The organism is Burkholderia sp. SR8, assembly GCF_052851275.1.
Map to the genome: position 1 here is coordinate 57,435 of NZ_JAULUC010000030.1, position 11,782 is coordinate 69,216.

Below are 11,782 nucleotides of genomic sequence, written 5' to 3' on the forward strand. Positions count from 1 at the left end.
CGATATTGCCGGACACGAAATTTGCTCAGCAGTAGCGGTGACCTGCGCGAAAACGTCCGATGTAAGAGGTATCGGAATTTTTTCCGAAAAATAACGACTGATTAAAGGCGAATTTGCTGCTGTCGTCAGAGCATTTCAGTCAATTTCGCGGCGCGGGAGGCCGAAATCGGAAAATGGGGTGCGAGGTTTTTGGCGAAAACCGTCATCGGATGAAAATCGCAACTTCTATTTTTTTCTGTAACAGGGTATTTCTGCCAGATGAATCGGCAAGTAATTCCCGGTCGCGGCTCAGATCAGAAGAAAATCCGTCCGGACGCGCAAACGTTTGGCATTTTCGTATTATTGATTAATCGTGGGGATTAACGGGCAGGCTGCGGGCAGGGCCGGAAAATGCTCGGCCCGCGAGAAAAGGGAAAATCCGGAGTGACGACCGGTTTTAAATCCGCGCCGCGTGCGGCGGATCGGAAAGGAGCACCGACGAAGCGCGGTGAAGAGGTCAGCGGCTGCCGGCGGCGCTGCGGCGCGCGACGCGTACGGCCGGCGCGAGCGGCGTGATCGGGGAAGCGGCGGCGATCGCGCCGTCGGCTGCCGCGCGCGGCCGGTTCATGATGTAGGTCCACAGTTGTTCGGCCGCGAGCCCGCGCTTGCGCGCCGACCGATACAGGCGAATCTCGAGCTCGGTGATCCAGTCGCCCGAACCCGCGCGGACCAGCGAACCGTCCGCGAGCTCCTTCGCGACGCAGCTTTCCGGCAGCCAGCCGATCCCGTGTCCGGCGACGACCATACCCTTCAGCGCCTCGGACATGTGCGTCTCGAAGCACCGGTGCAGCGCATACGATTCGGACGCGTTCAGCAGCAGCATCTCGACGACGTTGCCGAGAAACGCGCCCGACGAATACGCGAGCAGCGGCAGCGGCGCGTCGGCCGTGCCCGGCAATTCGAATACCGGCTTGCCGGCCGCATCGGGCGTGGATACCGGCAGGATCCGTTCGACGCCGAGCGTGACGAACGGGAAGTGGTTCGGATCGAGCACGATCGGCAGTTGCGGATGGTGATAGCCGAGCAGCAGGTCGCATTCGCCTTCGACGAGCTGCTGTACGCCTTCAGGCACGTTCACCGCATTGACGCGCGCGGTCACGTGGCCGACCTCGCCGTTGAGCTGCTTCAGCCATTCGGGAAACAGCGTAAATACGAGCGTGTGCGCGACCGCGAAGCGCACGACCTGGTCGCTCGCCGCGAACTGGTCGTAGCCGTTCACGAGATTGCGGGCCGCATACATGCTGCGCAGGATGTCCGCGGCGAGCCCGCGGAACATCTGCCCGGCCGGCGTCAGCGCGATCGGGTTGATGCTGCGATCGACCAGCTTCGCGTCCATCCACGTCTCGAGCGCCGCGATTCGTCTGCTGAATGCCGACTGCGTGAGGTGCCGATGACGCGCTGCCCGGGAAAAGCTCTTGGTATCCGCAAGGCTCAGGAAATCTTCCAGCCACTTCGCTTCCATTTCGATCTTCGCTTTTTATGGTCGGGCGCCCAACGGGCGACGGCGCCGTTTCGCTGCACGAACCTTCTAGCCTACCGCGCCTCGCGCGCACGCGGCCGATGTTTTTTTTCGATGGGTGTCAGTCGAAATATGCATGGGCGTTGTCGCCGGCATTACGGCTGCATAAGTTGGAGGCGCCGGATCCGGCTAACCGGTTGGTTCACCGCGTCGAACACCGGTGCGGCCGCAGACGGTACTTCCCCAGGGCCGGCCGCGCAGGTTGCGTGGCTGGCCCCCTTCGACGCAGGCCGTTGCGACGCTCCGGCGCCGTGCGGTACGCGGCCCGCAAGCCGGGACGCGGAACGGGTCCGCGGCGATCGCGGCACCCGCGCGCGAGACGAACGGTGTGAGGGCACGGTTCGCCGCCACGCGCAACGCCGGCGCGGGGATGCCGGGGCGACGCGGACTGCACCTTCGTGACACGGGGGCAACCGGTTGGCCGGAAGCGGCGGCAGCAGCGGCGCCGCCGCGCGATCGCGGCGCATCGACGCCGCATTGGCGGCCGTCGCCGCACCGTCGTGGTGCGGCATGGCGCACGAGCGTGCGCGGCACGGCGCAAAAGGGGGATTCGAACGGGTACGCGCAAGGCACGTTCCTTGCAAAGTAGTGGTGACGCCGGTCCGGCATGCGCAATGCCGGTTAGAACGATGGAGAACAATTCGATGAAACCGTTCGATGAAATGCTGCAATCCGGCGACATGGTGCGGGCGCCTTACGCGCGCCTGAAGCAATGGCTCGACACGCAGAACCCGGCGAGCCTCGCCCAGAAGGCCCACGATGCGGAAGGCGTATTCCGCAGGACGGGCATCACGTTCGCCGTGTACGGCGACGCGCAGGCCGCCGAGCGGCTGATTCCGTTCGATATCGTGCCGAGGATCATCTCCGGCGCGGAATGGAGCCGGCTGTCGCTCGGGATCGAGCAGCGCGTGATGGCGCTCAACGCGTTCCTCGACGACATCTACCACCGCCAGGAAATCGTGCGTGCCGGCATCGTGCCGAAGCACCTGATCGCACACAACGAGGCGTTCATTCCCGAGATGATCGACTTCCGGCCGCCCGGCAACGTGTACACGCACATCATCGGCGTCGACATCGTGCGCACCGGCGAGAACGCGTTCTACGTGCTGGAGGACAACGCGCGCACGCCGTCGGGCGTGTCGTACATGCTGGAAAACCGCGAGACGATGATGCAGCTCTTCCCCGAGCTATTCCAGCAGGTGAAGGTGCGCCCGGTCGAGACCTATCCGCAGATGCTGCGCCAGTCGCTCGCGGCCGTGTGCCCGCCGGGCGGCAACGCCGACAACCCGACCATCGCGGTGCTCACGCCCGGCATCCACAATTCCGCGTACTACGAACATTCGTTCCTCGCCGACCAGATGGGCGTGCACCTCGTCGAGGGCAGCGACCTTCAGGTGGTCGACGGCCGCGTCGCGATGCGCACGACCGAAGGCTTCCGGCCGATCGACGTGCTGTACCGCCGCGTCGACGACGCGTTCCTCGATCCGCTCACGTTCCGCCCCGATTCGGTGCTCGGCGTGGCCGGGATCATGGACGTCTACCGCGCGGGCAACATCACGATCGCGAATGCGCCCGGCACCGGCATCGCCGACGACAAGGCGATCTACTCGTACATGCCCGAGATCGTCGAGTTCTACACGGGCCGCAAGGCGCTGCTGGAGAACGTGCCGACCTGGCGCTGCGGCGAGACCGACAGCCTGAAGTACGTGCTCGACCATCTCGACGAACTCGTCGTGAAGGAAGTGCACGGCTCCGGCGGCTACGGGATGCTGGTCGGCCCGTGCGCGTCGAAGGCCGAGCTCGAGGCGTTTTCCGCGAAGCTGCGCGCGCGTCCCGCGAACTACATCGCGCAACCGACGCTGGCGTTGTCCACGACGCCGATCCTGACCGACGCCGGCCTCGCGCCGCGCCACGTCGACCTGCGGCCGTTCGTGCTGGTGTCGGACCGGATCCGCATCACGCCGGGCGGGCTCACGCGCGTCGCGCTGAAGGAGGGCTCGCTCGTCGTCAACTCGAGCCAGGGCGGCGGCACCAAGGACACCTGGGTGCTGGCCGACTGAGCCGGACACGACCGCGCGCGCCGCAGCCGGCGCGCGAACCGAACGAAGACGGAGTGGACACGAGATGCTTCTGGGACGAACTGCGAGCGGTCTCTACTGGATGTACCGCTATATCGAGCGCGCGGAGAACATCGCGCGCATCGTCGATGCCGGGCTGCGGATGGCGCTCACGCGCACGTCCGACGCGCCGGCCGAATGGTCGTCGGTGCTGGTCAGCTCGGGCGCGGACGACGGCTATCGTCAGAAGTACGACGCATATGCCGCCGACACCGTGACCGACTACCTGCTGCGCGACCGCGACAACCCGTCGAGCGTGCTGTCGTGCATCGAGGCCGCGCGCTCGAACGCGCGGATGGTGCGCACGGCGCTCACGCGCGAAGCGTGGGAGAGCGTGAACGGCGCGTGGCTCGCGCTGCGCCGCGCGCTCGCGCAGCCGGTGCCGGAGAGCGCGCTGCCGGCCGTGCTCGATGAAGTGAAGCGCGAAACCGCGCTGATCCTCGGCAGCTTCTACAGCACGATGCTGCGCAACGAGATCTTCGATTTCGCGCAGATCGGCGCGTTCGTCGAGCGCGCGGACAATACCGCGCGCATCCTCGACGTGAAATACCACCTGCTGCTGCCGTCGGTGTCGCACGTCGGCACGATCCTCGACAACTACCAGTGGGAGACGATCCTGCGCTGCGTGGCCGCGCACCGTTCGTATCGCTGGGTCTACGACGTGCAGTACAAGCCGATGAACATCGCCGACTACCTGATCCTGAACGGCCGCATGCCGCGCTCGCTGCGCTATTGCTACGGGCGCGTCGTGTCGAGCCTGAACCTGCTCGCGAAGGATTACGGCGTGACACACGCGTGTCACGACACGGCCACGAAGATCCTGCAGATGCTGTCCGATACCTCGGTCGACCGGATCTTCAAGAGCGGCCTGCACGAGTTCCTGACCGATTTCATCGGCCGCAACAACAGCCTCGGGATCGACATCGCCCAGGCGTACAACTTCGACTGAGGCTTGCCATGCGACTCGCCATCCGACACATCTCGCGTTATCAGTTCGACGATCAAGCCACCCACGCGCTGCAACGGTTGCGGCTGCGCCCGCAGTCGGGGCCCGGGCAGACGGTGCGCGCGTGGCAGGTCACGATCGACGGCGTCGAACCGACGTTGTCCTATGCGGACGGGCTCGGCAACCGGATCGATCTCGTGCGCCACGACCGCGGCGCGAAGCACGAGATCGTCGTGGTCGCGGCCGGCGTCGTCGAGACGCAGGACCGGGCCGGCATTCTCGGCAATCCCGAGGGCTATGCGCCGCCGTGGATCTTCGAGCGCGAGACCGCGCTCACGAAGGCAGGCGAGCTCGTGCGCGAGCTCACGCAGGCCATTCCGATCGAGCCGCACGGCCTCGATGCGCTGCACTGGCTGATGACCGAAGTGCACGGCCGCATCGCCTATGCGCCGAACCTGGCCGCCGACGCGCCCGTCGATGCCGAAACCGCGCTGCAAAGCGGCGAGGGCACGAGCCGCGAGCATGCGCATGCATTCATCGCCGCCGCGCGTGCGCTGAAGGTGCCCGCACGCTACATCTCCGGCTACGTGCTTGCCGACAGCGCGATGCAGCGCATCGCCGACGCGAAGCAGAGCGCGAGCGGCGACGAAGCCGCGGCCGCGGCCGAGGCCGAGGAAGCGCTTGCGCTGCAGACCGGCGACGGCATGCAGCAGGCGCTCGGCGCATCGCACGCCGCGCAGTCGCAGGGCGTGCCGCAGGCGGCGCTCGGCGCGCAGCCGCAGGCCGCGGCGCTGATGCAGCAGCCGGCCGGCCATGCATGGGCGGAGGCGTACGTCGAAGGGCTCGGCTGGGTCGGCTTCGACCCGTTCATGAACCGCTGCCCGGACGAGCGCTACGTGCGCATCGCGGTCGGCCTCGACCATCGCGACGCGCAACCGGTGACGGGGCTCGGCGCGCGCGCCGTCGGCATCGAAATCAGCGTCGTGCAGTCGCCGGAACTCGTCTGACGCGCACCTTCGCCGAATCCGCCGTGCCGTGCCGCCGCAGCGACGGCGGCGCGGCGCGCGCGGGCGACCCAACCCGAACCGAGCGGCTATCCCATGCCCATCCACGTCGCGCTGCATCACACCACCCGCTACCGCTACGACCGGCCCGTCAACCTCGGGCCGCAGATCGTGCGACTGCGGCCCGCGCCGCACTGCCGGACGCCGATCGTCGCGTATTCGATGACGGTCGAGCCCGCGCAACACTTCATCAACTGGCAGCAGGACCCGTTCTCGAACTATCTCGCGCGGCTGGTGTTTCCGGAGCGCACCGAGCATTTCGAGGTCACGATCGATCTCGTTGCCGAGATGTCGGTGTACAACCCGTTCGACTTCTTTCTCGAAGCGAGTGCGGAGCAATACCCGTTCAGCTATGACGATGCGCTGAAGACCGAGCTCGCGCCGTATCTCGCCTGCGATGCGCAGACGAGCGCGGCGCCGCTGTTTCGCGCGTATCTCGACGGCGTCGACCGCACGCCGGCCGGCACCGTGAACTTCCTCGTCGCGCTGAACCAGCAGCTGCAGCGCGACATCGGCTATCTCGTGCGCATGGAGCCGGGCGTGCAGACGCCCGCGCAGACGCTCGAACTCGCATCCGGATCGTGCCGCGACAGCGCGTGGCTGCTCGTGCAGCTGTGCCGGCATCTCGGCATCGCCGCGCGTTTCGTGTCCGGCTACCTGATCCAGCTCACGCCCGACGTGAAGGCGCTCGACGGCCCGAGCGGCACGTCGGTCGATTTCACCGACCTGCACGCGTGGTGCGAAGTCTATCTGCCGGGTGCCGGCTGGATCGGCTTCGATCCGACGTCGGGTCTCCTGGCCGGCGAAGGGCACATCCCGCTCGCCTGTACGCCGCAGCCGACCGGCGCTGCGCCGGTCGAAGGGCTGATCGACGAATGCGAAGTGTCGTTCGAGCACGAGATGGCCGTGACGCGCGTGTACGAATCGCCGCGCGTGACGAAGCCGTATACCGAGCAGCAATGGGACGCCGTGCGCACGCTCGGCACACAGGTCGACGGTGCGCTGACGGCCGGCGACGTGCGGCTCACGCAAGGCGGCGAGCCGACCTTCGTGTCGATCGACGATCGCGACGGCGCCGAATGGAACACCGATGCCCTCGGCCCGACCAAGCGCGGCTATGCGACCGAACTCGTGCAGCGGCTGCGCGATGAATACGGCGAAGGCGGCTTCCTGCATTTCGGGCAGGGCAAGTGGTATCCGGGCGAGCAGCTGCCGCGCTGGGCGCTGTCGATCTTCTGGCGCGCGGACGGCCAGCCGGTGTGGCACGATCCGTCGCTGTTCGCCGACGAGCGCGAGCCGTCCGAGCACACGACCGCCGACGCGAAGCGCTTCATCGATGCGCTGGCCGCGCGCCTCGGGCTGACCGACGAATTCATCCGGCCAGGCTATGAGGACGTGTGGTACTACCTGTGGCGCGAGCGCAGGCTGCCCGTCAACGTCGATCCGTTCGACTCGCGCCTCGACGACGAGCTCGAACGTGCGCGGCTGCGCAAGGTGTTCGACCGGCAGCTCGACAGCGTCGTCGGCTACGTGTTGCCGATCAAGCGGGCGGAGGATGTGTCGGGCGGCGATCCGTCGGGCGGCGATCGGCCGGCCCTCGACGGTCCGCGCTGGCAGACGGGCCCGTGGTTCTTCCGCGACGAGCGGATGTACCTCGTGCCCGGCGATTCGCCGATGGGCTATCGGTTGCCGCTCGATTCGCTGCCGTGGGTCGCCGGCGCAGACTATCCGTATCTCGTCGAACGCGATCCGTTCGCGCCGCGCGACGTGCTGCCGGACGCGGCCGCATTCCGTGCGCGCCATGCGGGCACGGCCGACGCGCCGCGCTACCTGGCCGGCGTGCAGCGCGAAGCGCCGGCGCACACCGTCATGCAATGGCGCAGCGACGGCACGGCCGCGGGCGACCGGCACGCGCATGCGGCCCGCGGCCCGCAACGGCCGCAGCGCGAACCCGCGCGCTTCGAGTCGGCCGCATGGATCACGCGCACCGCGTTGTGCGTCGAAGTGCGCAACGGGATCCTGTACCTGTTCATGCCGCCGCTGGCCGCACTCGAGGATTATCTCGACCTGCTCGCCGCGATCGAGCTGACCGCGCACGCACTCGGCGTGAAGCTCGTGCTCGAAGGCTATCCGCCGCCGCGCGACGCGCGGCTCAAGCTGCTGCAGGTCACGCCCGATCCGGGCGTGATCGAGGTGAACGTGCATCCGGCGAAGACCTTCGACGAACTCGTCGGCCAGACCGAATTCCTGTACGACGCCGCGTGGCAGTCGCGGCTGTCCAGCGAGAAGTTCATGGTCGACGGGCGGCATGTCGGCACGGGCGGCGGCAACCACTTCGTGCTCGGCGGCGCAACGCCGGCCGACAGTCCGTTCCTGCGTCGCCCGGACCTGCTCGCGAGCCTGATCGCGTACTGGCACAACCATCCGTCGCTGTCGTACCTGTTCTCCGGGTTGTTCATCGGCCCGACGAGCCAGGCGCCGCGCGTCGACGAGGCGCGCAACGACCAGCTGTACGAGCTCGACATCGCGTTCGCGGAGATCCAGCGCAACAAGCTGCTGCATGGGCAGGACATGCCGCCGTGGCTCGTCGACCGCGTGCTGCGCAACCTGCTGATCGACGTGACCGGCAACACGCACCGCAGCGAATTCTGCATCGACAAGCTGTATTCGCCCGATTCGTCGACCGGCCGGCTCGGCCTGCTCGAACTGCGTGCGTTCGAGATGCCGCCGCACGCGCGGATGAGCATCGTGCAGCAACTGCTGCTGCGCGCGCTGGTCGCGCGCTTCTGGGCCGCGCCGTATACGACGCCGCTCACGCGCTGGGGCACCGCGCTGCACGATCGCTTCATGCTGCCCGCGTTCCTGAAGATGGATTTCGACGACGTGCTCGCCGAGCTGGCCGATGCCGGTTTCGCGTTCGATCCCGCATGGTTCGCGCCGCATTTCGAATTCCGCTTCCCGCTGTTCGGGCAGATCGCGGTGAACGGCATGCAGCTGTCGCTGCGCGGCGCGCTCGAACCGTGGCACGTGATGGGCGAGGAGGGCGCGATCGGCGGCACGGTGCGCTACGTCGATTCGTCGCTCGAACGGCTCGAAGTGCGCGTGACCGGGTTGAACGACAACCGGCACGTCGTGACCGTCAACGGCCGCGCACTGCCGTTGCAGCCGACCGGCACCGTCGGCGAATACGTCGCCGGCGTGCGCTACAAGGCGTGGGCGCCGCCGTCGGCGCTGCATCCGACCATCGGCGTGCATGCGCCGCTCACGTTCGACATCGTCGATACGTGGCTGGAGCGCTCGCTCGGCGGCTGCCGGTATCACGTCGCGCATCCGGGCGGGCGCAACTATGCGACCTTCCCGGTCAACGCGTACGAGGCCGAGAGCCGCCGGCTCGCGCGCTTCGTCGCGATGGGGCACACGCCGGGGCGGATGACGGTGGCGCCCGCCGCGCCGAGCCGTGAATTCCCGTTCACGCTCGACCTGCGGCGGCCGTGATCGCCGGATGAAACGACGCACGACGATGCGCGGCGTGCCGCCGCCCGGCACGCCGGCCGGTGCCGGCGCCGCCCAGGTGCTAGGATGCGGGCAGATTGCGGCTGCCCGCCGTATTCGTCGCGCCTGCCGCGCCCGGCCGCCGGTGCGGCGGCGCGCGGGCGCGTCCGCACCCTGACGACGGAACGATACCGACCGTGCCGCCCCTTTACCCCGACGATCTCGCCGACGCCGACGCGATGCCCACGCTTTTCGATACCGGTGCGCAGCCGGACGCCGCGGAACTGGCCGCCGCGCTCGCGGCGCCCGCCGCTGCCGGCCGCTACGACGAACTGCGCGGCAGTGCCGCCGGTCTGAACGCGCCGCTGCTCGCGCCCGCGTGGCGCAGCTTTTTCACGTCGATCGGCAGCGACGGCGTGGCCGACCTCGATCGCCGCGCCGATGCGCTGCAGCGGCGCATGCGCGAGAACGGCCTGTTCTATCAGCTGCACGAACAACGCGCGGGCGACGGCGCGGCCGGCCCGTGGTCGCTCGACCTGCTGCCGCTGATCGTCACGCTCGAGGACTGGGTCGCGATCGAGCGCGGCGTGCTGCAGCGCGTGCGGCTGCTGAACGCGACGATGGCCGACCTGTACGGGCCGCAGACGATCCTGCAGCGCGGGCTGCTGCCGCCGGCGCTCGTCACCGGGCATCCGGGCTACCTGCGCGCGATGCGCGGCGCGCGCGTGCCGGGCGATACGTGGCTGCACGTCGTCGCGTTCGATCTCGCGCGCGGCCCGGACGGGCAATGGCGAATCGTCGCGCAGCACACGCAGGGCGCGGCCGGCCTCGGCTATCTGCTCGAGAACCGGCTGATCGTGTCGCGGCTCTTTCCGCGCGGTTTTCGCGGGCTGCGCGTGCAGCGGCTCGCGTCCGCGTACCGGTCGCTGCTGCAGAGCATGCAGGCGCTCAGCCCGGCCAGGAAGAATTCCCGGATCGTGCTGCTGACACCGGGGCCGCACAGCGCGACGTATTTCGAGCATGCGTATCTCGCGCGCTACCTCGGCCTCACGCTCGTCGAGGGCGGCGACCTTACCGCGCGCGACAACCGCGTGTTCCTGAAGACGCTGCGCGGGCTCGAACCCGTGCACGGGATCCTGCGGCGCGTCGACGACGCGTGGCTCGATCCGCTCGAGCTGCGACCCGATTCGCTGCTCGGCGTGCCGGGCCTGCTGCAGGCCGTGCGCGCGGGCAACGTGCTGCTCGCGAACGCGCCGGGCTCGGGCTTCCTCGAATCGCCGGGCATGCTCGGCTTCATGCCGCGCCTCGCGGAAGGGCTGCTCGGCGAAACGCTGACGCTGCCCGCCGTGCATTCGTGGTGGTGCGGCGAGGCGGCCGCGTGCGACGACGCGCTGCCGCAGCTCGCGCGCTGCATCGTGAAGCCGTCGTATCCGCCCGACGTGCAGGCCGGCGGCGCGTTCGACCCGGTGATCGGCGCGCGGCTCACGCCCGCGCAACTGGCCGAGTGGCGTGCGCGGATCCTGTCCCGGCCCGAGCATTACACCGTGCAGGCCGACCTGCCGCTGTCGCAGGCGCCGACGTGGCCGGGGCACGGTGCGCCCGACGGCCAGGGCGGCGCGCGGATCGTGCCGAAACCGCTGCTGCTGCGCGTGTTCGCGCTCGCCGACGGCGCGCAGCGCTGGCGGCTGCTGCCAGGCGGCCTGTCGCGTGTCGGCACGCGCGATACGCTGTTCAACGCGCCGATGCCGCGCGGCGGCAGCACCGTCGATACATGGGTGATGACCGAGGGCATCGTCGATTCGACCACGCTGCTGCAGACGCGACTCGGTCCCGACGATCTCGTCGAGCGTCCGCGCGCGATCGCGAGCCGCGCGGCCGAGAACCTGTTCTGGCTCGGCCGCTACACCGAGCGCGCGACCAACCTGATGCGGCTCGCGCGTGCGGCGCTGGAGCGGCTGCGCGGCGAGGACGACGTCGACAGTCCCGCGCATCTGGAGCTGATCGACACGCTGTGCCGCGACACGGGGCTGATCGCCGCCGATGCGCCGAATGCCGTCGATGCGCCGCGCGCGTTCCAGCACGCGCTCGCGACGGCGCTGACGCGCGGCGCGGACCGCACGTCGGGCATCGCGTCGTGCCTGTTCGGGATGCGCGGCGCGGCTGCCGCGATCCGCGAGCGGCTGTCGAGCGACCAGTGGCGGCTGATCGACGACGCGACGCAGCTGTTCGCCGACAGCGCCGACCATCCGGAAGCGGAGGAGCAGATCGGCAACGAGGCGTTGCAGTTGCTCGAGCGGCTGGGGCTGGTGCTCGGCGCGATCACCGGCGCGCAGACCGACAACATGACGCGCGACGATGGCTGGCGGCTGCTGTCGATCGGCCGGCAGATCGACCGGCTCGACTTCCTGTGCAGCGTGCTGAAGTTCGCGTTCGACGAAGGCGCCGTGCACCGGCAGGACGGCTTCGAGCTCGTGCTCGAACTGTTCGACAGCACGATCACGTTCCGCTCGCGCTTTCAGCGCGGTTTCGACGTCGCGCCGCTGCTGTCGCTCGTGGTGCTCGATACCGACAACCCGCGCTCGCTCGGCTGGGTCGTGCAGGCGCT

The 11,782-nt window shown here is 68.7% G+C and carries 6 protein-coding genes; 5 read left to right on the forward strand and 1 reads right to left on the reverse strand.

The window, feature by feature from the left end:
* Positions 1 to 496: 496 nt before the first annotated feature.
* Positions 497 to 1,501, reverse strand: coding sequence for a LysR substrate-binding domain-containing protein (locus tag Q3A80_RS27935; RefSeq protein ID WP_446332049.1), 1,005 nt, complete (start codon positions 1,499 to 1,501; stop codon positions 497 to 499).
* A 701-nt stretch (positions 1,502 to 2,202) separates the two neighbouring features.
* Between Q3A80_RS27935 and Q3A80_RS27940 the strand changes: the two genes are divergently transcribed.
* The 5 genes from Q3A80_RS27940 to Q3A80_RS27960 all read left to right on the forward strand — a co-directional run.
* A complete protein-coding gene (locus tag Q3A80_RS27940; RefSeq protein WP_446332050.1) occupies positions 2,203 to 3,618 on the forward strand; it encodes a circularly permuted type 2 ATP-grasp protein in 1,416 nt (471 codons plus the stop codon).
* 64 nt (positions 3,619 to 3,682) lie between these two features.
* Complete coding sequence (locus Q3A80_RS27945; protein ID WP_446332051.1) at positions 3,683 to 4,624, forward strand: alpha-E domain-containing protein; 942 nt, start codon at positions 3,683 to 3,685, stop codon at positions 4,622 to 4,624.
* 8 nt (positions 4,625 to 4,632) lie between these two features.
* Positions 4,633 to 5,628 (forward strand): transglutaminase domain-containing protein, encoded by a 996-nt coding sequence (locus Q3A80_RS27950; protein WP_446332052.1) that lies wholly within the window; start codon positions 4,633 to 4,635, stop codon positions 5,626 to 5,628.
* A 93-nt stretch (positions 5,629 to 5,721) separates the two neighbouring features.
* Positions 5,722 to 9,180, forward strand: coding sequence for a transglutaminase family protein (locus Q3A80_RS27955; RefSeq protein WP_446332053.1), 3,459 nt, complete (start codon positions 5,722 to 5,724; stop codon positions 9,178 to 9,180).
* Between the two features lie 236 nt (positions 9,181 to 9,416).
* Positions 9,417 to 11,782 (forward strand): circularly permuted type 2 ATP-grasp protein (locus tag Q3A80_RS27960; RefSeq protein WP_446332055.1); only part of this gene is annotated, 2,366 nt, incomplete at its 3' end.